General features: G+C 72.5%; 22 protein-coding genes. 17 read left to right on the plus strand and 5 right to left on the minus strand.

The features are described from left to right. Nucleotides 1-1203 carry a histidine kinase gene (locus ACFVZH_RS17075; RefSeq protein WP_384897985.1) on the plus strand — a complete coding sequence of 401 codons (1203 nt, stop codon included), beginning with the start codon at nucleotides 1-3 and terminating at the stop codon, nucleotides 1201-1203. Nucleotides 1204-1239: 36 nt separating this feature from the next. Continuing rightward, nucleotides 1240-1920 carry a response regulator gene (locus ACFVZH_RS17080; protein ID WP_384897987.1) on the plus strand — a complete coding sequence of 227 codons (681 nt, stop codon included), beginning with the start codon at nucleotides 1240-1242 and terminating at the stop codon, nucleotides 1918-1920. 39 nt (nucleotides 1921-1959) lie between these two features. On the opposite strand, the gene ACFVZH_RS17085 is transcribed toward ACFVZH_RS17080, so the two are convergent. Then, nucleotides 1960-3048 (minus strand): DUF5937 family protein, encoded by a 1089-nt coding sequence (locus ACFVZH_RS17085; RefSeq protein ID WP_384897989.1) that lies wholly within the window; start codon nucleotides 3046-3048, stop codon nucleotides 1960-1962. A 100-nt stretch (nucleotides 3049-3148) separates the two neighbouring features. Here ACFVZH_RS17085 and ACFVZH_RS17090 point away from each other — a divergent pair, with 100 nt between their 5' ends. Then, nucleotides 3149-3367: a hypothetical protein gene (locus tag ACFVZH_RS17090; RefSeq protein ID WP_384897991.1), complete on the plus strand. Its 219-nt coding sequence runs from the start codon at nucleotides 3149-3151 to the stop codon at nucleotides 3365-3367. 135 nt (nucleotides 3368-3502) lie between these two features. On the opposite strand, the gene ACFVZH_RS17095 is transcribed toward ACFVZH_RS17090, so the two are convergent. Then, on the minus strand, nucleotides 3503-4672 hold the full coding sequence (locus tag ACFVZH_RS17095; protein WP_384897993.1) for a threonine aldolase family protein: 1170 nt from the start codon (nucleotides 4670-4672) through the stop codon (nucleotides 3503-3505). A 125-nt stretch (nucleotides 4673-4797) separates the two neighbouring features. On the opposite strand from ACFVZH_RS17095, the gene ACFVZH_RS17100 reads away from it, so the two are divergent. From ACFVZH_RS17100 to ACFVZH_RS17150, 11 genes are all read left to right on the plus strand, one after another. Continuing rightward, the gene (locus tag ACFVZH_RS17100; RefSeq protein WP_384897995.1) at nucleotides 4798-5715 is read left to right on the plus strand and encodes a Rossmann-like and DUF2520 domain-containing protein; all 918 of its coding nucleotides are present in this window, start codon (nucleotides 4798-4800) and stop codon (nucleotides 5713-5715) included. Next, on the plus strand, nucleotides 5712-6785 hold the full coding sequence (gene panC / locus ACFVZH_RS17105) for a pantoate--beta-alanine ligase (RefSeq protein WP_384897997.1): 1074 nt from the start codon (nucleotides 5712-5714) through the stop codon (nucleotides 6783-6785). The genes ACFVZH_RS17100 and panC overlap by 4 nt, the downstream gene beginning before the upstream one ends. Further along, nucleotides 6782-8476, plus strand: a complete 1695-nt coding sequence (locus ACFVZH_RS17110; RefSeq protein WP_384897998.1) for an L-aspartate oxidase — start codon at nucleotides 6782-6784, stop codon at nucleotides 8474-8476. Before panC ends, ACFVZH_RS17110 begins: the two co-directional genes overlap by 4 nt. Continuing rightward, entirely contained in the window at nucleotides 8477-9496 is a 1020-nt protein-coding gene (gene nadC / locus ACFVZH_RS17115; RefSeq protein ID WP_384898000.1) for a carboxylating nicotinate-nucleotide diphosphorylase, read from the plus strand. Beyond that, nucleotides 9496-10302, plus strand: a complete 807-nt coding sequence (locus ACFVZH_RS17120) for a type III pantothenate kinase (protein WP_384898002.1) — start codon at nucleotides 9496-9498, stop codon at nucleotides 10300-10302. The genes nadC and ACFVZH_RS17120 overlap by 1 nt, the downstream gene beginning before the upstream one ends. A 194-nt stretch (nucleotides 10303-10496) precedes the next feature. Continuing rightward, nucleotides 10497-10616 (plus strand): MYXO-CTERM sorting domain-containing protein, encoded by a 120-nt coding sequence (locus ACFVZH_RS17125; protein ID WP_384898004.1) that lies wholly within the window; start codon nucleotides 10497-10499, stop codon nucleotides 10614-10616. Nucleotides 10617-10736: 120 nt separating this feature from the next. After that, complete coding sequence (locus ACFVZH_RS17130) at nucleotides 10737-11309, plus strand: hypothetical protein (RefSeq protein WP_384898084.1); 573 nt, start codon at nucleotides 10737-10739, stop codon at nucleotides 11307-11309. Between the two features lie 14 nt (nucleotides 11310-11323). Then, entirely contained in the window at nucleotides 11324-11503 is a 180-nt protein-coding gene (locus ACFVZH_RS17135) for a hypothetical protein (RefSeq protein ID WP_384898006.1), read from the plus strand. 130 nt (nucleotides 11504-11633) lie between these two features. Then, on the plus strand, nucleotides 11634-12053 hold the full coding sequence (locus ACFVZH_RS17140) for a BlaI/MecI/CopY family transcriptional regulator (RefSeq protein ID WP_384898008.1): 420 nt from the start codon (nucleotides 11634-11636) through the stop codon (nucleotides 12051-12053). A gap of 9 nt (nucleotides 12054-12062) precedes the next feature. Next, on the plus strand, nucleotides 12063-12608 hold the full coding sequence (locus ACFVZH_RS17145; protein WP_384898011.1) for an amino-acid N-acetyltransferase: 546 nt from the start codon (nucleotides 12063-12065) through the stop codon (nucleotides 12606-12608). A gap of 125 nt (nucleotides 12609-12733) precedes the next feature. Beyond that, nucleotides 12734-13066, plus strand: a complete 333-nt coding sequence (locus ACFVZH_RS17150; protein ID WP_017240029.1) for an Lsr2 family protein — start codon at nucleotides 12734-12736, stop codon at nucleotides 13064-13066. Here the strand turns inward: ACFVZH_RS17150 and ACFVZH_RS17155 are convergent. Continuing rightward, nucleotides 13045-13635 (minus strand): SCO3374 family protein, encoded by a 591-nt coding sequence (locus ACFVZH_RS17155; RefSeq protein WP_384898013.1) that lies wholly within the window; start codon nucleotides 13633-13635, stop codon nucleotides 13045-13047. The genes ACFVZH_RS17150 and ACFVZH_RS17155 overlap by 22 nt on opposite strands. 461 nt (nucleotides 13636-14096) lie before the next feature. On the opposite strand from ACFVZH_RS17155, the gene ACFVZH_RS17160 reads away from it, so the two are divergent. After that, a complete protein-coding gene (locus tag ACFVZH_RS17160; protein WP_384898015.1) occupies nucleotides 14097-16619 on the plus strand; it encodes an ATP-dependent Clp protease ATP-binding subunit in 2523 nt (840 codons plus the stop codon). Nucleotides 16620-16712: 93 nt separating this feature from the next. Here the strand turns inward: ACFVZH_RS17160 and ACFVZH_RS17165 are convergent, their stop codons facing one another. Next, on the minus strand, nucleotides 16713-19733 hold the full coding sequence (locus ACFVZH_RS17165; protein WP_384898017.1) for an NACHT domain-containing protein: 3021 nt from the start codon (nucleotides 19731-19733) through the stop codon (nucleotides 16713-16715). A 476-nt stretch (nucleotides 19734-20209) separates the two neighbouring features. Between ACFVZH_RS17165 and ACFVZH_RS17170 the strand changes: the two genes are divergently transcribed. Next, nucleotides 20210-20932, plus strand: coding sequence for a M23 family metallopeptidase (locus tag ACFVZH_RS17170; RefSeq protein ID WP_384898019.1), 723 nt, complete (start codon nucleotides 20210-20212; stop codon nucleotides 20930-20932). 16 nt (nucleotides 20933-20948) lie between these two features. Here the strand turns inward: ACFVZH_RS17170 and ACFVZH_RS17175 are convergent, their stop codons facing one another. Continuing rightward, nucleotides 20949-21512, minus strand: a complete 564-nt coding sequence (locus ACFVZH_RS17175) for a TetR/AcrR family transcriptional regulator (protein WP_384898021.1) — start codon at nucleotides 21510-21512, stop codon at nucleotides 20949-20951. 98 nt (nucleotides 21513-21610) lie between these two features. On the opposite strand from ACFVZH_RS17175, the gene ACFVZH_RS17180 reads away from it, so the two are divergent. Further along, complete coding sequence (locus ACFVZH_RS17180; protein ID WP_384898023.1) at nucleotides 21611-23191, plus strand: MDR family MFS transporter; 1581 nt, start codon at nucleotides 21611-21613, stop codon at nucleotides 23189-23191. Nucleotides 23192-23255 lie beyond the last annotated feature (64 nt).

A 23255-nucleotide genomic window follows, 5' to 3' on the forward strand; every position in this document is an offset into this window, starting at 1 on the left:
GTGCAGCGCCTCTACGACTTCATCCGCAGACACCCGACGGGCGTCGACACCTTCTGGGCCGTCGTCCTCCTCGGGTTCTCCCTGCTGTGGGTGGGGACGACCTACCCGGCGGTCGGCCACCCCGTCGCGTACGGCGCCGTCGCCGCGCTCTTCTCCCTGGCCGTGGCCCTGCGCCGGCGCGCGCCCGAGAAGATGCTGCTGCTCGCGGTCGCCCTGGGCGTCGCCCAGCTCGTCTTCGGCCTGCGGCCGTTCCTGGCCGACTTCGCCATGCTCGTGATCATCTTCACCGTCGCGGCGCACGACGGACCCCGCTGGGCGTCCCGGCTCGCGCTCGCCGGCGGCCTCTGCGCCTCCACGCTCTCCCAGCTGAGATGGCCGATAGAGGGCACCGAATCCGGCGCCGCCAAGATCTTCTTCACCGTGATCATGACCGTGCCGTTCGCGCTCGCCTGGGTCCTCGGCGACTCGCTCCGCACCCGCCGCGCCTACTTCGCGCAGCTGGAGGAGAGGGCCTCCCGCCTGGAGAAGGAGCGCGAGGCCCAGGCCAAGGTCGCGGTCGCCGCCGAGCGGGCCCGGATCGCCCGCGAGCTGCACGACGTCGTCGCGCACAACGTGTCGGTGATGGTGGTCCAGGCCGACGGCGCCGCCTACGTCATGGAGTCCTCCCCGGAGACCGCCCGGCAGGCCCTGGACACGATCTCCACCACCGGCCGGCAGGCCCTCGCCGAGATGCGCCGGCTGCTCGGCATCCTGCGGACCGGGGAGCACCAGGAGGCCGGGGAGTACGTGCCCCAGCCCGACGTGCGGCAGATCGAGGACCTCGTCGAGCAGGTCCGCAGCGCCGGTCTCACCGTCGACTTCGCGATCGAGGGCAGCCCCCGCCCGCTGCCGAGCGGCGTCGAGCTGACCGCGTACCGGATCGTGCAGGAAGCCCTGACCAACACCCGCAAGCACGGCGGGCCGGACGTCGGCGCCAGCGTCCGGCTGGTCTACTTCGACGACGGCCTCGGGCTGCTCGTCGAGGACGACGGCCGCGGAGCGCCGCAGGAGATGTACGAGGACGGGGGTGCCGACGGCCGTGGGCATGGTCTGATCGGCATGCGGGAACGGGTCGGCATGGTCGGCGGCACGCTGGACGCGGGACCGCGCCCGGGCGGCGGTTTCCGGATCAGCGCCCTCCTCCCCCTCAAGCCCGCCCACTAGGACATCGCCCCGCCCACCAGAAGAGGACTTCCTGACATGTCCATCCGTGTGATGCTCGTCGACGACCAGGTGCTGCTGCGCACCGGTTTCCGCATGGTGCTCGCCGCCCAGCCGGACATGGAGGTCGTGGCGGAGGCGGGCGACGGGGTCGAGGCCCTTGAGGTGCTGCGGTCCACGGCGGTCGACGTCGTGCTGATGGACGTGCGGATGCCCAAGCTGGACGGCGTGGAGACGACCCGGCGGATCTGCTCCCAGCCGGACGCGCCGAAGGTGCTGATCCTGACCACCTTCGACCTCGACGAGTACGCGTTCTCCGGGCTCAAGGCGGGCGCCAGCGGCTTCATGCTGAAGGACGTGCCGCCGGCCGAGCTGCTCGGCGCGATCCGCTCGGTGCACAGCGGGGACGCGGTGGTCGCGCCCTCCACCACCCGCCGGCTCCTGGACCGCTTCTCGCCGATGCTCCCGTCGACGGGCAAGGAGACGCGCGCCGTCGACGGCGCCCTGGCGCGGCTGACGGACCGGGAGCGCGAGGTGATGATGCTGGTCGCGCAGGGCCTGTCGAACGGCGAGATCGCCGCCCGCCTGGTCCTCTCCGAGGCCACGGTGAAGACCCACGTGGGCCGCATCCTCACCAAGCTGGGCCTGCGCGACCGGGTCCAGGTCGTCGTCCTCGCCTACGAGTCGGGCCTGGTCCGGGCGGGCGGCGGCACGGCCTGACGCACCGGCGGCCCAGGAGCCCGGCCGACAGGACACCGCCTACCGCAGCACCGACTCCAGGAAGTCGCTGCCGAGCCGGGCGATGACCGAGACGTCCAGCTGGTGCAGGACGTACCGGCCGCGCCGCTGGGTCGTGAGCAGACCGGCCTTCTTCATGACCGCGAGGTGCCGGGAGACCTCGGGCGCGGTGATGCCGTACGCGTCGGCCAGCTCGCTCGTCGTCAGCGCGCCGCGGGCCAGACTGCGGCAGAGCCGCATCCGCATGGGGTGCGCGACGGCCTCCACACGGAGCTTGACCTCCTCGACGGAGACCCCGCCGCCCAGGTCGCGGGCGGGGATCGGGTACTGGACGACGGGCTGCCAGCCGGGCGCGTAGAGGGCGAAGAGGTGCGGCCAGCCGAAGGCCGTCGGCAGGAACGTCACCGCGGAGCCCTCGGCGCTCGTCCGGCCCTGGACCAGCTTGTCGACGACGATCCGGGAGCCCTGCGCGTCCTCCTCCAGGATCATCGCGGGGGAGGCGTCGGCGACGGCCTCGGCCAGCCCCTTGCGGCGCATCAGCTCGGTCTTGTGGCGGGCGTCGGCGGCCAGCTGGACCCGCACGCGCCGCCAGGTGTCGGCGAAGAACGCCTCGTCGCAGTCCTCCAGGAGCCGCCGTATCCACGCGCGCGTGCCGGGCGGATCGGCCAGCATCCGCTCCACGAAGGCGGCCTGCCGGGGCCCGCGCGCGGCCGCCAGGTCGAGGGCCCGGCGGCGCGTCCGCCCGTCGACGAGCGGCGAGCGGGACTTGTGGGTGTACGAGCTGTTGCAGGAGATCTCCAGGGCGGAACCCACGAACTTCTCGTCGTCCATGCGGTCGAGGTCGTCCAGCTCCTCCGCGAGGGTCTCCCGGGGCCGCGCCGGCAGCAGGATGTCCGAGCGGGTGGCGTTCCACATGAAGTCGGCCTCGTGGAGCCGGTCGGCGAGCTCCGGCTTCAGCGCCGCCGTCGTCGTGGTGGTCCAGGCATGGAGCCGTGCGTGGTGCCCCGGCTCGGCCAGCGCGTGCAGGGCGGCGCCCAGCTCGGCCAGCGGCGAGGGGCAGAAGGTGATCCGCTCGTGCGGCAGTCCGGTGATGTCGATGGTCACGCTCACCCGTCCATGGTGCGGGGTGGGGCGGGGGTCCTGTCGTCCCGTTTGACGGGGGCCGTCAATCGACGGGCGGGGCCGCACCGGTGCGGCGCACGGTGAGGGCATGAACGCGCTGCACCAGTACCTCTTCGACAGCTACCGCGCCGAACGGCTCGGGGAGCCGGCTCCGCCGGCGCCCGGCACCGGCGACCTCGCCCTGCTGAGGGCCGTGCGCGACCGCCGCCGCCTCGAACGGGTCCTGGCGGGCCGCAGGGCCGGCGGCGGAGCGCGCCTCCGCCTCCGCGCGGCCCTGCGCCGCCTCGGCTTCCCGCCGCCCCGCTGACAGCCGCCGCCCCGCTGAACGGCCGCGGCCCTGCGCCGCCCGCCGACGATCGCGGTCAGGCGCCGCCCCGCCGACGGCCGCGCTCGGGCGCCGATCCGGGACAGCGCGGTCAAACGCCGATCCGGGACAGCCCGGTCAGGCGTCGATCCGGGACAGGAAGTCCCGTACCGCCTCCTTCACGTCCGCCGCCGTCCACGCGAGGCCGGGCCCGGTCACCGTCAGCTCGGTCAGGGCCACCCCCGGCGGGCCGCCCGCGCCCGGGGCGAACCAGCGGCGGAAGAGGGCGGTGCCGGTGGCCTCCGTCTGGGCGAGGGCCGCCGCCGTGAGGACGTCGGCGGCGTACGGCAGCCAGACCTGGAACTGGTGGGTGTGCGGGGTCTCCGGGTGGACCCGGAACCAGCCCACGCCCGCCTCCGCCAGCTCCTCCCGGAGCGCCTCGGCCACCACGCGCGCGTGTGCCACGTACGAGGGCAGCCGGGGCAGCTCGACGTCGAGGCCGCGGAGCGCGGCGAGCGCCGCCGGGTACTGCTGGAAGAGGAGGCCGCCGTAGCGGTGCCGCCAGACCCGGGCCTCCTCCATGACGTCCTCGGGGCCGGCGAGCGCGGCCCCGGACAGGCCGCCGAGGGACTTGTAGAACGACACGTACACGCTGTCGGCGAGCCCCGCGATCTCCGCGAGCGGACGGCCGAAAGGCGTCGGGCACTCCCACAGGCGGGCCCCGTCGAAGTGGACCACCGCGTCCCGCTCCCGGGCCGCCTCCACCACGTCGGTCAGCTCGTCCCAGGACGGCAGCACGAAGCCCGCGTCCCGCAGCGGCAGCTCCAGCATCAGCGTCCCGAAGGGCTCCGGGTGGTCCCGCACCTCCTCGGCGGTGGGCAGCCGAGGGGCGTCGGTCGGGTGGACGGTACGGAGCCCGGACACGGCCCCGAGCGCGCCGCCCTCGTGGACCTCGGGGTGGGCGAGCGGGTGGAGCGCGACGACCGGGTTGCCCGTGCGCCCGGCCCAGCAGCGCAGCGCCACCTGCTGGGCCATGGTGCCGGTCGGGAAGAACACGGCGGCGGGCATGCCGAGCTCCTCGGCGACGCGCCGCTCCAGCTCCTCCACGAGCCCGTTGCCGTACGTGTCGAGCGGGGCCTCGCCGTGACCGGCGGCCTCCGTCCAGTCGGCCAGTTCGCGCAGCCGGGCCCCGACGGTGCCGTCCACCGAGGTGTCCCACAGCTTGCGCTCGGCGCCGCCCCAGACCTTCGCCCGGTGCAGCCGGGCCGCTTCCTCGTCCACAGGACTCCCACCACTCACAGGATTCATGGGCCGATCATCACACCACCGCCCACACCCTGTGGACAGCCACGGAGCAGTCCCGACCGCTGGCGTAGCATGACCAGAAATCGTCCGGTACCCGCCGAGGACTGGAACGGAAGGCCGTCCCCACCGTGAACGCACCAGCAGCGCCAGAGCCCCGAGCCGAGGACCGACCCGCCCGGCTCACTGTCGGAGTCGTCGGTGCCGGCCGCGTGGGCCCCGCCCTCGCCGCCTCGCTCCGGCTCGCCGGGCACCGCCCCGTCGCCGTCTCGGCGGTCTCCGACACCTCCCGGCGCCGCGCCGCGGAGCTCCTGCCCGACGTCCCGGTCGTCGAGCCCGCCCGCGTCCTCGCCCTCGCCGACCTGGTCCTGCTGACCGTCCCGGACGACGCGCTGCCGGGCCTGGTCGAGGGCCTCGCCGACACCGGAGCCGTCCGGCCCGGCCAGCTGATCGTCCACACCTCCGGGCGGTACGGGGCACGGGTCCTCGACCCCGCCCGCCGGGCCGGCGCCCTGCCGCTCGCCCTGCACCCCGCCATGACCTTCACCGGCACCCCGGTCGACGTCCAGCGGCTCGCCGGCTGCTCCTTCGGGGTGACCGCGCCCGAGGAGCTGCGGCTGGCCGCCGAGGCCCTGGTGATCGAGATGGGCGGCGAGCCCGAGTGGATCGCCGAGGAGGCCCGCCCGCTCTACCACGCAGCCCTGGCCCTCGGCGCGAACCACCTGGTCACCTTGGTGGCCCAGTCGATGGAACTGCTCCACAAGGCGGGTGTCGCCGCCCCCGACCGCATGCTCGGCCCGCTCCTCGGCGCCGCCCTCGACAACGCCCTGCGGTCCGGCGACGCGGCCCTCACCGGCCCCGTCGCGCGCGGTGACGCCGGCACCGTCGCCGCCCACGTCGCCGAGCTGCGCAAGCACGCGCCCGGCACCGTCGCCGGCTACCTGGCGATGGCCCGCACCACCGCGGACCGGGCGCTCGCGCACGGTCTGCTCAAGCCCGAGCTGGCCGAGGACCTGCTGGGCGTACTCGCCGAGGGGGAGCCCCGATGAACACCACGCCCGCCACCCCCCTCGCGCCCGTCCGCACGGCGCGGGAGCTGCACGCCCTGGGCAGCGGCGGCGCCCCCCGGGCCGTGGTCATGACCATGGGCGCCCTCCACGAGGGCCACGCCACCCTGATCCGCGCCGCACGCGAGCGCGTGGGGGAGCGGGGCTTCGTCGTCGTCACGGTCTTCGTCAACCCGCTCCAGTTCGGCGCGGGCGAGGACCTCGACCGCTATCCGCGCACCCTCGACGCCGACCTGGCCCTGGCCGTGGAGGCGGGCGCGAGCGCCGTCTTCGCGCCCACCGTCGACGAGGTCTACCCCGGCGGGGAGCCCCAGGTCCGGATCACCGCGGGCCCCATGGGCGAGCGCCTCGAAGGCGCCTCCCGGCCCGGCCACTTCGACGGCATGCTGACCGTCGTCGCCAAGCTGCTCCACCTCACCACCCCCGACCTGGCCTTCTTCGGCCAGAAGGACGCGCAGCAGCTGGCCCTGATCCGCCGGATGGTCCGGGACCTGAACTTCCCCGTCGAGATCGTCGGCGTGGCGACCGTCCGGGAGACCGACGGCCTCGCCCTGTCCAGCCGCAACCGTTACCTGTCGGCCGAGGAGCGCCGTACCGCGCTCGCGCTGTCCCGCGCCCTGTTCGCCGCCGGCGACCGGCTCGCCGCCCAGGAGGCGCTGCGCGCGCGTGCCGCCTCCCTGCCCGGTGCCCACGGCCGCGCCGAGAACCGCGCCGAGGCGCTGTCCCGGCTCGGCGAGGCCCGGGCCGCCGCCGACGCCCACGCGGTCGCGCAGGCCGCCGAGCGCGGGGGCGCCGAAGCCGTCCGGGCCGCGGCCCGCTCCGTACTCGACGAGGCGGCCGGTGCCGAGCCGCCGCTCACCCTCGACTACCTGGCCCTCGTCGACCCGGCCGACTTCACCGAGGTCGCCGACGACCACGACGGGGAGGCGATCCTCGCGGTCGCCGCGCGCGTGGGCGCCACACGGCTGATCGACAACGTCCCTCTCCTGTTCGGAACCACCCTGTCCGGAACCCCCGTGTCCGGAACCACCTCGCTCGGAGCCGCCAAGTGACCGGAATACGGCTGCACGCCCCCGCGCCCGGCTGGGCCATCGACGCCGACGTCGTCGTGGTCGGCTCCGGTGTCGCCGGTCTCACCGCCGCCCTGCGGTGCACCGCCGCCGGACTCCGTACGGTCGTCGTCACCAAGGCCCGGCTCGACGACGGCTCCACCCGCTGGGCCCAGGGCGGCATCGCCGCCGCGCTCGGCGAGGGCGACACCCCCGAACAGCACCTCGACGACACGCTCGTCGCCGGCGCCGGCCTCTGCGACGAGCGGGCCGTGCGCGCGCTGGTCACCGAGGGCCCCGACGCCGTCCGCCGGCTGATCGCGACCGGCGCCGACTTCGACAAGACCGCCGACGGCGAGATCGCGCTGACCCGCGAGGGCGGCCACCACCGCCGCCGCATCGCGCACGCCGGCGGCGACGCGACCGGCGCCGAGATCTCCCGCGCCCTGGTCGAGGCGATACGGGACCGGGGCGTGCGCACCATCGAGCACGCCCTCGTCCTGGACCTCCTGACGGACGCAGAGGGGCGCACCGCGGGCGTCACCCTGCACGTCATGGGCGAGGGGCAGCACGACGGCGTCGGCGCCGTCCACGCCCCCGCGGTGGTCCTGGCCACCGGCGGCATGGGCCAGGTCTTCTCCGCCACCACCAACCCCGCCGTCTCCACCGGTGACGGCGTCGCGCTCGCCCTGCGGGCCGGCGCCGAGGTCTCCGACCTGGAGTTCGTCCAGTTCCACCCCACGGTGCTGTTCCTCGGCGCCGGCTCCGAGGGGCAGCAGCCGCTGGTCTCCGAGGCGGTACGGGGCGAGGGCGCCCACCTCGTCGACGCCGACGGGGTCCGCTTCATGGTCGGGCAGCACGAGCTGGCCGAGCTCGCGCCCCGGGACATCGTCGCCAAGGCGATCACGCGCCGGATGCTGGAGCAGGGCACCGAGCAGATGTACCTCGACGCCCGGCACTTCGGCGCCGAGATGTGGGAGCAGCGCTTCCCGACGATCCTGGCCGCCTGCCGCTCGCACGACATCGACCCGGTGACCGAGCCGATCCCCGTCGCCCCCGCCGCCCACTACGCCTCCGGCGGCGTGCGCACCGACCTGCGCGGCCGGACCACGGTCCCCGGCCTGTACGCGTGCGGGGAGGTGGCCTGTACGGGCGTCCACGGCGCCAACCGGCTCGCCTCGAACTCGCTCCTGGAGGGCCTGGTCTTCGCCGAGCGGATCGCCGAGGAGATCACGGCCGCCGCGCCGCGCGTGCCCGGCGCCCCGGTGCCGCACCCGGCGCCGGTGACGCTGCCGCTGCCCGTGGCGGGCGCCCGGACCCGCCTCCAGCGGGTGATGACGGCCGGCGCGGGCGTGCTCCGCTCGGAGGCCAGCCTGCGCACGGCCGCGGAGGCCCTCGACGCCCTGCACAGCGACGCCGTGGCGGGCGGCACCGACGACACCAAGGCCGCCGAGCCGGGCGTGGAGTCGTGGGAGACCACCAACCTGCTGTGCGTCGCCCGGGTCCTGGTCGCCGCGGCCCGCCGCCGCGAGGAGACCCGCGGCTGCCACTGGCGCGAGGACCGTCCCGACCGCGAGGACACGGACTGGCGCCGGCACCTCGTCGTACGCCTCACCCCGGAGCGGACCCTCGACGTCCGCACCACCGACAGCTTCGACTTTCCCCCCACCCTCGACGCCCCCAGGGAGCCGTAAGTGAGCACGCCCGAGGAAGCCCGTCCCGAGCCCGTGGACGTCCCTCTCATCCAGATCACCTCGGTCCCCGCCTCCGAGGAGGCCGGCGGCTGCGGCGACGACTGCGCCTGCGGTGGCGAGGAGTTCGAGTGCGGGCTCGACCCCGCGCTGGCCGAGCTGCTCGCCGAGGCCGGTCTCGACCCCGTCCAGGTCGAGGACATCGCCCACCTGGCGATCGCCGAGGACCTCGACGGCGGCGTCGACGTGACGACCGTGGCGACCGTCCCCGAGGACGCCGTCGCCACCGCCGACTTCACCGCCCGCGAGGCCGGCGTGGTGGCCGGTCTGCGGGTGGCCGAGGCCGTCCTGTCGATCGTCTGCGCCGACGAGTTCGAGGTGGAGCGGCACGTCGAGGACGGCGCGCGCGTCGACGCCGGGGAGACCCTCCTCAGCGTCACCGCCCGCACCCGCGACCTGCTCACCGGCGAGCGCAGCGCGCTCAACATCCTGTGCCGCCTCTCCGGCATCGCCACCGCCACGCGCGCGTGGGCGGACGCCCTGGAGGGCACGAAGGCCAAGGTCCGCGACACCCGCAAGACCACTCCGGGGCTGCGCGCCCTGGAGAAGTACGCGGTCCGCTGCGGCGGCGGCGTCAACCACCGCATGTCGCTCTCCGACGCGGCCCTGGTGAAGGACAACCACGTGGTGGCCGCCGGCGGCGTCGCCCAGGCGTTCAAGGCCGTCCGCGAGCTGTTCCCCGAGCTGCCGATCGAGGTCGAGGTCGACACGATGCACCAGGTCCGCGAGGTCCTGGACGCGGGCGCCGACCTGATCCTGCTCGACAACTTCACCCCGGGCGAGACCGAGGAGGCCGTCGCCCTGGTCGCGGGCCGCGCCGTCCTGGAGTCCTCGGGCCGGCTGACCCTGGAGAACGCGGCGGCGTACGCGGCGACCGGCGTGGACTACCTGGCGGTCGGCGGGCTCACCCACTCCTCCCCGATCCTCGACATCGGCCTGGACCTGCGCGAGGTGCGGGCCTGATGCTGCTCACCATCGACGTCGGCAACACGCACACGGTCCTCGGCCTCTTCGACGGCGAGGAGATCGTCGAGCACTGGCGGATCTCCACGGACCCGCGCCGGACCGCCGACGAGATGGCGGTCCTGCTCCAGGGCCTCATGGGCATGCACCCGCTGCTCGGCGTCGAGCTGGGCGACGGCATCGAGGGGATCGCCATCTGCGCGACGGTCCCCTCGGTGCTGCACGAGCTGCGCGAGGTGACCCGCCGCTACTACGGCGACGTCCCGGCCGTGCTGGTGGAACCGGGCGTGAAGACGGGCGTCCCGGTCATCACCGACAACCCGAAGGAGGTCGGCGCGGACCGCATCGTCAACGCGGCCGCGGCGGTCGAGCTGTACGGCGGTCCCGCGATCGTCGTGGACTTCGGCACGGCGACGACGTACGACGCGGTCACCGCGCGCGGGGAGTACGCGGGCGGGGCGATCGCGCCCGGCATCGAGATCTCCGTCGAGGCGCTGGGCGTGAAGGGCGCCATGCTCCGCAAGATCGAGCTGGCCCGCCCGCGCAACGTCATCGGCAAGAACACCGTCGAGGCGATGCAGTCCGGCATCATCTACGGCTACGCGGGCCAGGTCGACGGTGTCGTCGCCCGGATGAAGCGCGAGCTCGTCGGCCCGACCGGCGACCCGTCCGACGTGACCGTCATCGCCACGGGCGGTCTCGCCCCGATGGTCCTGGGCGAGTCGGCCGAGATCGACGAGCACGAGCCCTGGCTGACCCTGATCGGCCTGCGTCTGGTGTACGAGCGGAACGTCTCCCGGATGTAGGCACAACCCTCGCCCCGCCCCGGAGGTCCTGGTGCCGTAGGACTTCCGCTACGGAGACGAGGTACGTCCATGAGACGCGGAGCGGCTCTGCTGTCCGCCCTGACCGCGGCCACGGCTCTGCTGGGCCTGGGCGCGGCATCGACAGGAAGGCCGAGGGGGCCGAGGGCACCGTCACCCTTCTCCACGACGCCGGGGTGACCGACGCCGACCCGTCGAACGACACCGCTCCGGTCAAGCTGGAGATCACCGGCGGAGCGGCGCTGCTCGCCTCGGCCGGGGCGCTGCTGGTGGTCCGGCGGCGACGTACTGCCTGACCTCGGACGGAGGGGGCCCTCCGGGGCCCCTTCGGCGCGCCGGAATGATCGCTAAGGGAAAATTGTCCGATTAGCGCGTAGTGTCGGCCCATGCCCACGCCATACGGATCCCGCGGCGGCATGGCGTTCAGCGCGGACGAGCTGCGTGTCCTCCGTCGCGCCCTTGCCACCGCCCTCCACCCTGCCCCCCTCCAGGACGAGGACGTCCAGGACTGCCTGTGCCTGGCCGCATCCGTGGACGAGGCCGTGCGCGAAGCCGGCCGGCTGCGCGCCTTCCTCCTGGACGACCTGGCCCGTTACCGCGAGGCGCTGCCGGGCTCGCTCGGCGGCTACCTGGAGCTCCTCCGGGACGCGCTGGTCGCCGGATACGACCCGGGGGCGGACGACCTCGCCGCCCTGCGCGCGCTGCGGAGCAACGCGGCCGCCGCCGAGCTGCTCGCCCGCTGCCGGATCCTCGCCGAGCGTTCCGTGCGCGCGCGCCTGGCCCGGGTCTCCCAGGCCACCGCCGCCACCGCGGCGGGCGCCCCCCGGGCCCGCCTGCTCGCCCTGCCCGGCGGACGCGCGGCGGCCGACGAGCCGAAGCCGACCCCGCCGGTGCCGACCGAGCGCCCGGTGCCCAAGCCGTCCGAGGCGTTCCCGCCGCGCCGCCGGCCCGTACCGCCGCCCCCACCCGAGGAACGGGTGGCCGGATAGCTACTCTGGACGCCATGGACTACGTTTCCGCGCTCCTGCCCCCCGTCGTGATGGCCGCGTTCTTCACCGCCCTCGTCGTCGTGATCGTGAAGAGCCAGGGCGGCCCGAACAAGGCCAAGGAGGACGCGGTCGTGGACGCCGCCCTCGCCCGCGCCGAGGCCGCCCGTCAGGCGGACGGCGGCACCGCCTCCTGAGGCCCCCGCCGCCCCGCGCGGCGGTCACCGCACCACCGGGACGTGCGACCTTTCGAGGTCGTGCGTCCTTTTTGTCGCGCTCCTTCCGTCAATGACCGCTCATTGGTCTTTTGCGCACTAAGGTGACGGTGTGCCCCGTCCTTTGGGAGAGCTCGAAGACGCCGTCATGACGCGCGTCTGGCAATGGAACCGCCCGGTGACCGTCCGGGAAGTTCTGGAGGACCTCCAGCAGGAACGGTCCATCGCCTACACGACCGTCATGACCGTCATGGACAATCTCCATCAGAAGGGCTGGGTGCGCCGGGAAGTCGAAGGCCGCGCCTATCGATATACCGCGGTCTCCACCCGGGCCGCCTACTCCGCCGCGCTGATGAACGAGGCATGGGCCCAGAGCGACAACCCGGCCGCCGCCCTCGTCGCCTTCTTCGGGATGATGTCGCAGGACCAGCGCGAAGCCCTGAACGACGCCATCCGAATCGTCCAGCGGGACAACCCGCTGCCCGCGACGCCCGAGGAGGGCGCCGACGGAACCGGGGGCCAGGAGCGATAGCGTCCCCCCATGTCGCCGTCTGCTTCCCCGGCCGCTTCCGCGGCCTCCGCCAAAGCCGTCACCGTTCGCAGGGCCCGCACCAGTGATGTCGCCGCGGTCCGCCGTCTCGTCGATCCTTTCGTGCAGCGCGGCATCCTGCTCGACAAGGCGACCGTGACCCTTTACGAGTCCATCCAGGAGTTCTGGGTGGCGGAACGCGACGAGGACGCCACCGTCGTCGGCTGCGGCGCCCTCCACGTCATGTGGGAAGACCTCGCCGAAGTCCGCACTCTCGCCGTCGATCCCGAGTTCAAGGGAGCCGGCATCGGACATCAGGTGCTGGACAAGTTGTTGCACACCGCCCGATGGCTCGGGGTGCGGCGGGTATTCTGCCTGACCTTCGAAGTCGACTTCTTCGCGAAGCGCGGCTTCGTCGAGATCGGCGAGACCCCCGTCGACGGAGATGTCTACAGCGAGCTCCTGCGTTCCTATGACGAGGGAGTCGCCGAGTTCCTCGGTCTCGAACGAGTGAAGCCGAACACCTTGGGCAACAGCCGGATGCTTCTGCACCTGTAACCCTATGTCCGAATCGCGCACGTTTCCCGCGTTCCCGGGGTTCTGAACCTCTGCCAGGGGTTTGTGTTTTTCCGGGAAAAGCGGTTTCCTTTCCGCGTACTGCATTTTCGATGAAAGGAAATCCGGTGGCACAGAAGGTTCAGGTCCTTCTTGTCGACGACCTCGACGGCGTCGAAGCGGACGAGACGGTGACGTTCGCGCTGGACGGGAAGACCTACGAGATCGACCTCACCACCGCCAACGCCGAAAAGCTCCGTGGCCTGCTGGAGCCGTACACCGCGGGTGGCCGCCGTACCGGTGGCCGCACCACCGGCGGGCGTGGCAAGGGTCGTGTCGCGGCCGGCAGCCCCGACACCGCCAAGATCCGCGCGTGGGCCAAGGAGAACGGCTACGACGTGAACGACCGCGGCCGCGTGCCGGCCACCGTCAAGGCGGCCTACGAGGACGCGAACCGCTGAGGCGACAGCTGCTGAGCCGCCGGCCCACGGGCCCGGGCACTCAGCAGCCGCACCCGGTGGCACTCCGCGGCCGCGCAGGCCACGAGGCGCACCAGGCAGGGGGCATCCGCACCGCCCCACGGCGCGGAGCGCAGGGCCGGCAGCGAGGACTCCACCTCGCGCCCCGGTACGGGGGGTCGCAGCCACACCGCGGCGCCCGGCGTGCCGGAACCGCCCCGCCCCGGGGGGAGGGGCGCGGTCATCCGGCCGTCGGCGCCCAGTGCGGCGAGATCCAGTGAGATCCCGCCCCACTCCAGCCAGTCGAGCAGTCCCGGGAGCTCCTCGGCGCTCCCCGCGGCCACGAGCAGCCGCATCCGGCGCCCCATCACGGCCACCGGACCCGTCGCCGCGCCCGACCGGCGCAGGACCTCCCGGCCGGCCGGGGCGGGCAGCTCCAGGACGTCGAACCGCAGCCCCGTGACCAGCTGCACCGGCGGACCCGCCACCGTCGCCCAGCCGAGCTCGTCCTCGTACCACCGCGCGGTGCCGCCGTCGATCGGCGAGCGGGGCGGCGGGACGGTGAGGGCCATGCCCGGGGAACTCCCGCGGGGGTCTGTTGGTTACGCCCGACGTGACACAGCGTCCCTCTCCGGTCGCGCAAGGTGTCCGGGATGGGGCGTACGAGTGCATTCGACCGCGCAAGGGTGTTCGCTGGTAGCGGAGGGAACCGGGGTGCGCCGCATGGAGTGTCCGTCCTTACGGGTAAGACATTCCTAGTGGAGAGGGGCGACTCGCAGGCTTCGGCGTCTCACGTTCGCCATCGGCGTACTGATGGCGCGGGTAACTACTTGGCCTGCGGGAACATCGTCTCGCACCATCGGGTTGGAGCATTTGTCGGCTGTTCGGCAGCAGGTCTCCCCGCGGAAGAGGGGGTGATCCGGACGGATGTCGGCAGTTGGAATGAGCGGTCCCCGCTTGCGGGACTAAGCTGCGGAAGGACAGGGAGGGGATCGACCCCTAACTGACTGACCGCTCTGAGGAGCGATTAACGATGTTCGAGAGGTTCACCGACCGCGCGCGGCGGGTTGTCGTCCTGGCTCAGGAAGAAGCCCGGATGCTCAACCACAACTACATCGGCACCGAGCACATCCTTCTGGGCCTTATCCATGAGGGTGAGGGTGTCGCCGCTAAGGCCCTGGAGAGCCTCGGGATTTCGCTCGAGGCGGTCCGCCAGCAGGTGGAGGAGATCATCGGGCAGGGGCAGCAGGCCCCGTCCGGGCACATCCCCTTCACTCCTCGTGCCAAGAAGGTCCTGGAGCTCTCGCTCCGCGAGGCCCTCCAGCTCGGCCACAACTACATCGGCACCGAGCACATCCTGCTCGGCCTGATCCGCGAGGGCGAGGGCGTCGCCGCCCAGGTCCTCGTGAAGCTGGGCGCCGACCTCAACCGGGTGCGACAGCAGGTCATCCAGCTGCTCTCCGGCTACCAGGGCAAGGAAGCCGCCACGGCCGGCGGCCCTGCCGAGGGCACGCCCTCGACGTCCCTGGTCCTCGACCAGTTCGGCCGCAACCTCACCCAGGCGGCCCGCGAATCCAAGCTCGACCCGGTCATCGGGCGCGAGAAGGAGATCGAGCGGGTCATGCAGGTGCTGTCCCGCCGCACCAAGAACAACCCGGTCCTCATCGGCGAGCCCGGCGTCGGCAAGACCGCCGTCGTCGAGGGCCTGGCGCAGGCCATCGTCAAGGGCGAGGTGCCCGAGACCCTCAAGGACAAGCACCTCTACACCCTGGACCTCGGCGCGCTGGTCGCCGGCTCCCGCTACCGCGGTGACTTCGAGGAGCGCCTGAAGAAGGTCCTCAAGGAGATCCGCACCCGCGGCGACATCATCCTGTTCATCGACGAGCTCCACACCCTCGTGGGTGCGGGTGCCGCCGAGGGCGCGATCGACGCCGCCAGCATCCTCAAGCCGATGCTGGCCCGCGGTGAGCTCCAGACCATCGGTGCGACCACGCTGGACGAGTACCGCAAGTACCTGGAGAAGGACGCCGCCCTCGAGCGCCGCTTCCAGCCCATCCAGGTCGCCGAGCCGTCCCTGCCGCACACCATCGAGATCCTCAAGGGTCTGCGCGACCGGTACGAGGCCCACCACCGGGTCTCCATCACCGACGAGGCGCTCGTCCAGGCCGCGACCCTGGCCGACCGGTACATCTCGGACCGCTTCCTCCCGGACAAGGCGATCGACCTGATCGACGAGGCCGGCTCCCGGATGCGCATCCGCCGGATGACCGCGCCGCCGGACCTCCGCGAGTTCGACGAGAAGATCGCCGGCGTCCGCCGCGACAAGGAGTCCGCGATCGACTCGCAGGACTTCGAGAAGGCCGCCTCGCTCCGCGACAAGGAGAAGCAGCTCCTCGCCGCGAAGGCCAAGCGCGAGAAGGAGTGGAAGGCCGGCGACATGGACGTCGTCGCCGAGGTCGACGGCGAGCTGATCGCCGAGGTCCTCGCGACCGCCACGGGCATCCCGGTCTTCAAGCTGACCGAGGAGGAGTCCAGCCGCCTGCTCCGCATGGAGGACGAGCTCCACAAGCGCGTCATCGGCCAGAAGGACGCGGTCAAGGGTCTCTCGCGGGCCATCCGCCGCACCCGGGCCGGTCTGAAGGACCCGAAGCGCCCCGGCGGCTCGTTCATCTTCGCCGGTCCGTCCGGTGTCGGTAAGACCGAGCTTTCGAAGGCCCTCGCCGAATTCCTCTTCGGCGACGAGGACGCGATGATCTCCCTCGACATGTCGGAGTTCAGCGAGAAGCACACGGTTTCCCGTCTCTTCGGTTCGCCGCCCGGATACGTCGGCTACGAAGAGGGCGGCCAGCTCACCGAGAAGGTGCGCCGCAAGCCGTTCTCCGTCGTCCTCTTCGACGAGGTCGAGAAGGCCCACCCCGATATCTTCAATTCCCTTCTCCAGATCCTGGAGGACGGTCGCCTGACCGACTCCCAGGGCCGGGTCGTGGACTTCAAGAACACGGTCATCATCATGACGACCAACCTCGGGACCCGGGACATCTCGAAGGGCTTCAACCTGGGCTTCGCCGCCCAGGGCGACACGAAGTCCAACTACGAGCGGATGAAGGCCAAGGTCAGCGACGAGCTGAAGCAGCACTTCCGCCCGGAGTTCCTCAACCGTGTGGACGACATCATCGTCTTCCCGCAGCTGACGCAGGAGGACATCCTCCAGATCGTCGACCTGATGGTCGGCCGCGTCGACGAGCGCCTCAAGGACCGGGACATGGGCATCGAGCTCTCCCAGTCCGCGAAGGAGCTGCTCGCCAAGAAGGGTTACGACCCGGTGATGGGCGCCCGGCCGCTGCGCCGGACGATCCAGCGCGAGATCGAGGACACGCTGTCGGAGAAGATCCTCTTCGGCGAGCTGCGCCCCGGTCACATCGTGGTCGTGGACACGGAGGGCGACGGCGAGGAGCGCAAGTTCACCTTCCGCGGCGAGGAGAAGACGGCTCTGCCGGACGCCCCGCCGATCGAGACCTCGGGCGGCGCGGGCCCGAACCTCTCGAAGGACGCGTGACAGCGCACTAGCCCGTAGCGCTGAAGGGGCGGCCCCGGAACCAGCGGGTTCCGGGGCCGCCCCTTCGCCGTGCGACGGCCGGCACGGCCCGGTTCACGAGGTGGTGACGCGTACCTCCGGACGGAGGTGCTCGGCGCCGGTCACGGGGCCCGGCGCGTGGACCGCCGAGAGGGCGGGGAGCGCGGCCAGCGGTGCGAGGTCCAGCGGCCGGCGGTGGGTCGGGTGCAGATGGAGGCGGCGCAGGGCCGGGAGCACGGCGGCCAGCCGGGAGAAGGCCGCCGTGTCGACGTGGGAGAAGCGCAGGGCCTCGACGTCGGGCAGGACCGTCCCGGCGGGGCAGCCGCGGAGCTGCGCGTCCGTCAGCGCGAGGGACGTGACGGCGGGCAGGGCGGCGAGCTCACGCCAGTCCGCGGGGGAGAGGCCCGGTGCGTCCCACAGGTACAGCTCGCGCAGCCGCCGCATCCGGGCGAGCGGGGCGAGGCCGTCCTCGGGGTGGCAGTTGAGGGAGAGCTGGGTCAGGGAGTCCGGGAGGTCGGCGCTCGACCAGGTGGTGCGGTTGGACAGGTCGAGGGTGAGGTGGCCGAGCCGGGTCAGGGCCGCCACGGGGCCGAGCTCGGGCTGGAGCTCGGACAGTTCCAGGCGGAGTACGCGGGGGTCGCAGTGCTCCAGCAGGGCGGCCCTGGTGCCGGGGGAGACCCGGCGGTGGATCTGGAGCCGTTCCGGGCGCAGTCCGAGCCGGACGAGCTCCTGGGCCTGGGCGTCGTCGTGGACGGAGTACCGCAGGTCGGTGGGGTCCAGCCGGGCCACGACCTGCTCGGCGTAGGGCCGCGTCTCGAACCGCTGCCAGGCCCAGACCAGCTGGGAGCGCACCGGCAGCGACGGGTGGCCGACGAACCGGGAGAGGTAGAGGAGCGCGGCGTCGCCCGGGATGTGGGAGGCCGTGACCGTCGACAGCCGGGCGGCCCGCTCGTCGGCGTCCTCCGGGCCGGGCAGCAGGCCGAGCACCATGGGTCCGGCCGAGGCCAGCTGCCGGGCCTCGTCCGCCGTGCGGGGCGGAACGATCTCCTCCGTGCGGGCCAGCACCTCCGCGCGGATCTCGGGCGCCACCTCCGTCGCGTGGTCGAGGGCCGTCGCGGCCAGTATGAGGAGGCGCAGCTGGACCTCGCGGTCGTCGGTGGCGTCGGCCGCTGCCAGGAGTTCGCGCAGGATCTCCGCGCACTCGCGCGGCCGGGCGTGGCCGACGGCCATGCGGATGACGTCCTCCCACTGGTCGTCGGCGGCGTGCCGGGCGAGGACGCCGATGTCCCAGCGGTCCACCAGGGCCTTGGCGGCCAGGTAGTCCTGGAAGGTGCGGTGGACGAACTCGATCGTGTCCGAGGTCGGCTCGCGGAGCAGGCCGCTGCGGTGCAGGAGGTGGGTGAAGACCTTGTCCGGGCCGTACGCGGACGCCTCGGGGACGGCCGGGACGGCCTCGGCGACGGTCGTCTCCGCGTGGTCGCGGTCCATCTGGGTCCGGCCGTTGAGCGTCAGCCAGTACGCGAGGCGCTGGATCAGCTGGATCTGGGGGGCCTCGTCGAGGGCGACGCCGTACGGGGTGCCCATGTCCCGCTCGCGGTCGCGCCGGGAGAGGAGCATGGAGAGGGCGGCCTCGTAGAGCGCCTTGCGGCCGCGGGGCAGGAAGCCGCGCCGGTCGAGGTGGAGGGCGCAGACGAGGCCGCACATGAGGGGGCTGGTGGCGAGCCTGGCGACGTGTTCGGTGGCGCGGAGGGCGTCGAGCAGCGGCTGCTCGTACGGCTCCGCCGCGGGCCCGGCGGCCCGGTGCCAGCGGCGTACGAAGGTGGCGACCTCGGTGGGGGTCATGGGGGCGAGGGTCAGTTCGGCGAAGCCGTCCCCGGCGAGCCAGTCGTCCCGTACGGCCGTGGGGCGCGAGGTCACGAGCCAGCGGTTGCCGTCGTACGCGGTGAGGAGGTCGCGCAGCCAGTCGCGGGCCCGGCCGCGTTCGGCCTCGGGGATCTCGTCGATGCCGTCGACGAGGATCAGGCCGCGTCCGGCGGTGAGGACCCGGTCGGCCCAGCCGTCGGGCGGGGTGAGCGGGCAGCCGGTGGCGGAGAGGAAGCGGTCGGGGGCGGGGAGCCGCTCGCCGTGGCGGGTGAGGGCGCGGAGGGGGAGGACGAAGGGGATGCGGCCGTCGAGGTAGGCCATGCCCTCGGTGCGGCCCTCGGCCGTGGCGGAGACGGTGAGCCACTGGACGAGGGTGGTCTTGCCGGAGCCGGCGAGGCCGCGCAGCAGGATCCTGTCGTGGCGGGTGAGCGCGAGGTCGGCGCGGACCGTGGTGTCGTGGTCCGCGGGGGCGGCGAGGTCGTCGGGTCCGCTCGGCAGGCGGCCGGCCTGCCCCGTCCCCTTCCCGGTCGCCTCCAGTGCCAGGTAGGCCAGGTCCAGCGGCCACGCGTCGGGTGAGTGGTGCAGGTCGATGCCGTGGATCGTGAGACGGCCGTGCTTCTTGGCGAGGTGGGCCAGGTAGCGCTGCTCGAACGCGGTGTCCCGGCCGTCGGCCCGCGGGGTCCGGCGGATGAGTTCGTCGATCTTGGCGATGAGCTCGGACTGGCCGCGCGTCTGCTTCACCAGGCTGCCGGCGACGAAGGTGGAGCGCTGGGTGAAGAACTCCAGGATGTGCAGGCAGGCCCACTCGGTGAGGGACTCCAGGTAGAGGACCGAGTCGGTGGAGAGGCCGTCGGGGGCGGGGGCGGCGGCCCGCAGCCGGCGGGCGAGTGCGCGGTGGCCGAGGTCGACGGCCTGGACGTCGTCCATGTCGAGGTCGCCGAGGGCGAGGAGCGTGGTGCCGAGGGTGGTGGTGACGGCGCCGGTCTCGTCGGCGGGGAAGGGGGCTTCGCCGCCCTCGCCGAGGGAGCGTTCGACCAGCGTGGCGGCGAGGGCGCGGACGTCCTTCTCGGTGAGGGTGCGCTTCTCGCCGCGGAAGGAGACGAGGCCGGAGAGCCTGACCTTGGCGGCCTTGCCGGTGAGACCGGCCCCCGGACCGTCGCTGACCAGCAGTTTCTTCAGGATCGGGCCGATCGCGGCCGAGGCGAGGCGCGTGCCGATGAGTGCCGGTTCCATGTGTGTCCCCCCGTGGTTCCCCGAAGCGGTCAGCGTAGTGCGGGACGGCCTTTGGGACGGGTCGGTCGCGTGACCCAGGTCGCATCCGGGCCGGCCGGCTGGTGACAAGGCGCACAGGGGTTTCGAGGGGTACTAACCGGAATAGTGGCGACCTTTGGTGTCGATTCGGGACGTTCATGGCCGAACCGTCGGGACGTTGGTCCCGGAGGGTCCCGAACCGGGCGGGAGGCGGCGTTTCGGGCAGTTCCGGCCCCCCGCGACATGGGATTAAACGGATTCTCTTGTGCCGGTATGTCCGATTTCAAGGTGTGCCCGCGAGGCCGTCAAGGGTCGAACTTCCGAGGAGATCGCTACGACGCTATGTCGTAGATGGGGTGTTTTGGCCTGGGTGGGGGTCCGGGTTACCAAGGATGAGCAAGCCCGGCGCAGAGCACCGTTCGCGTCGGGTCCCGTACTTCCCGGAGGTTTTCCCCCGTATGTCGAAGCGCGTCATGAACCCCGCCACCCGTACCGCCGCCGTCGTCCTCGCCGCCGCGGGTCTGGGAACGTCGCTGGTGGCCGGAGCCGGGTCCGCCTTCGCCGCCGAGGGCAAGGCCGTCGCCGCCCCGGTCGCCGTGACCGCGTCCGCCGCCGTCGCCGCCCAGGCCGAGACCCAGGCCCAGGTCGCCGCCCAGGTGAAGGCCGCCGCCGCCAAGGCCACGGCAGCCAAGACCGCCGCCGTGAAGGCCGCGGCCGTGAAGGCCGCCGCCGCCAAGAAGGTCGTCGTCGCGAAGAAGGCCCCCTCCTGGGTCAAGCCGGTCAGCTCCTACACCCTGAGCGCCAGCTTCAACCAGGGCGGCGCCATGTGGGCCCACAAGCACTCCGGCCAGGACTTCGCCGTCCCGGTCGGCACCCCGGTCAAGGCCGCGGGCGCCGGCACCGTCGTGAAGGCCGGCCCGAACGGCGGCGGCGACGGCCCCGCGTACGGCAACGCGATCGTCCTCAAGCACGCCAACGGCACGTACTCGCAGTACGCCCACCTGTCGAAGATCAAGGTCCACACGGGCCAGAAGGTCGGCGCCGGCCAGCAGATCGCCCTCTCGGGCAACACCGGCAACTCCTCCGGCCCGCACCTGCACTTCGAGATCCGCACGACCCCGAACTACGGCTCCGCCGTGAACCCGGCCGCCTTCCTGCGGTCCCACGGCATCGGCATCTGATCCGGCACCCGAGGCTTCACCGGGCCGGGTAGGCCCGACTGATCAGATCGAGGGCGACCTCGAGGACGGCTCCGTGCTTGTCCTCCGGGTCGCCCTCGACGTTCTGCATGAAGAACGTGCCCGCGTGCAGCGTGAAGATCGCGCTGACGCAGCGGACCTTGTCCGCGATCGGGAGGTCCGGCTCCTGGATCAGGTCGCTCAGCGTGAGCATGCGCTCCTTGAAGGTCAGGCCGATGCTGAGTTCGCGCACGGTGGCCTGGTTCTCCTGGATGAAGCGGAAGAGCGGCTCGGCCGCGCGCAGCGTCACCTGGTACCGGCGCAGGACCTCCTGCTTGGTCTCCAGGGTGCGGGGCTGCGCCTCGGCCCAGGCGATCAGCTCGTCCATGGGCCGGGTCAGGTCGTCGAAGATCCCGATGAGGATGTCTTCCTTGGTCTTGAAGTGGTAATACAGCGCGGCTTTGGTGACGTCGAGGCGTTCGGCGATCTCGCGAAGCGAGGTCTTCTCGTAACCCTGCTCGGCGAAGAGGTCGAGGGCCACGTCCTGGATGCGCTGGCGGGTGTTGCCTCGGGCCTGGGCCATGGTCTCTCGCTTCCACACTTACTTACTTGACGACCGGCTAGTGCCGCGTCTACCGTCCCCAGTGTAGTAACTAGCCGGGCGGCAAGTAAGGGATCGACATGGCGGCCAACGAGACACCCAAGACAGCCGAGGGGGAGACACCGCCGGCGCGCAGCGTCCGTGTCGTCCTTCTCGCCCTCATGATCGCGATGCTGCTCGCGATGCTCGACAACATGATCATCGGCACCGCGATGCCGACGATCGTCGGCGAGCTCGGCGGCCTGGAGCACCTCTCCTGGGTCGTCACCGCGTACACCCTGGCCACCGCCGCCTCCACCCCCCTCTGGGGCAAGGTCGGCGACATGTTCGGCCGCAAGGGCGTCTTCCTCACCTCGATCGTGATCTTCCTGATCGGCTCGGCGCTCAGCGGCATGGCCCAGGACATGGGCCAGCTCATCGGCTTCCGCACCATCCAGGGCCTCGGCGCCGGCGGCCTCATGGTCGGCGTCATGGCGATCATCGGCGACCTGATCCCGCCCCGTGAGCGCGGCAAGTACCAGGGCATGATGGCCGGCGTGATGGCCCTCGCCATGATCGGCGGACCGCTCGTCGGCGGCACCATCACCGACCACTGGGGCTGGCGCTGGTCCTTCTACATCAACCTGCCGCTCGGCGTCGTCGCCCTCGCCATGGTCACCACCGTCCTGCACCTGCCGAAGAAGCAGCGTGCGACCGGCACCCGGATCGACTTCCTCGGCGCCGGGCTGCTGACCGTCGGCATCACCGCGATCGTCCTCGTCACCACCTGGGGCGGTACGGAGTACGCCTGGGGCTCCGGCACGATCATCGGCCTCGGGGTCGGCGGAGCCGCCGCGCTCGCCGCCTTCCTCTTCGTCGAGACCCGCGCGAGCGACCCGATCATGCCGCTGCACATCTTCCGCAGCCGCAACTTCACCCTGATGTCCCTGATCGGCTTCATCACCGGCTTCGTGATGTTCGGCGCGGTCCTCTACCTGCCGATCTTCCAGCAGTCCGTCCAGGGCGCCTCGGCCACCAACTCCGGCCTGCTGCTCCTGCCGATGCTGCTGTCGATGATGATCGTCTCGCTGCTCGTCGGCCGGGTCACCACCAGCACCGGCAAGTACAAGATCTTCCCGATCGTCGGCGGGGCCCTCATGGTGGCCGGCCTCTTCCTGCTCTCCACGATGGACACCGGCACCTCGCGCCTGGTCTCCGGCGTCTGGATGGCCGTCCTCGGCGCCGGCATGGGCTTCCTCATGCAGATCACCATGCTGGTCGCCCAGAACAGCGTGGAGATGAAGGACATGGGCGTCGCCTCCTCCTCCACCACCCTGTTCCGGACGCTCGGCTCGTCCTTCGGCGTCGCCGTCATGGGCGCGCTCTTCACCAGCCGCGTCCAGGACGAGATGTCGGCCCGCGGCGGGTCCGGGCTGACCGAGCGGACCGCGCAGCTCGACGCGGCCAGCCTCGCCAAGCTGCCGGCGGCGCTCCGCGAGGCGTACCAGCACGCGGTCGCCACCGGCACCCACGGCGCGTTCCTGCTCGCCTCCGTGGTCGCCGTCCTCGGCTTCGGCCTCGCCTTCTTCGTCAAGGAGGTGACGCTCCGCGGCGCCGGACCGGCCTCGGAGCCGAAGCCCGCGGCGGGCGACGACACCGCGAAGGTCGCCGAGACGGTCTGATCCCGGCACGCGCGTACGGCAGTGGGGCGGGTCCTTCGAAGGACCCGCCCCACTGCCGTACGCG

Origin of the sequence: Streptomyces sp. NPDC059534, assembly GCF_042743475.1 — a bacterium.
In the GTDB taxonomy this organism is placed as follows: Bacteria; Actinomycetota; Actinomycetes; order Streptomycetales; family Streptomycetaceae; genus Streptomyces.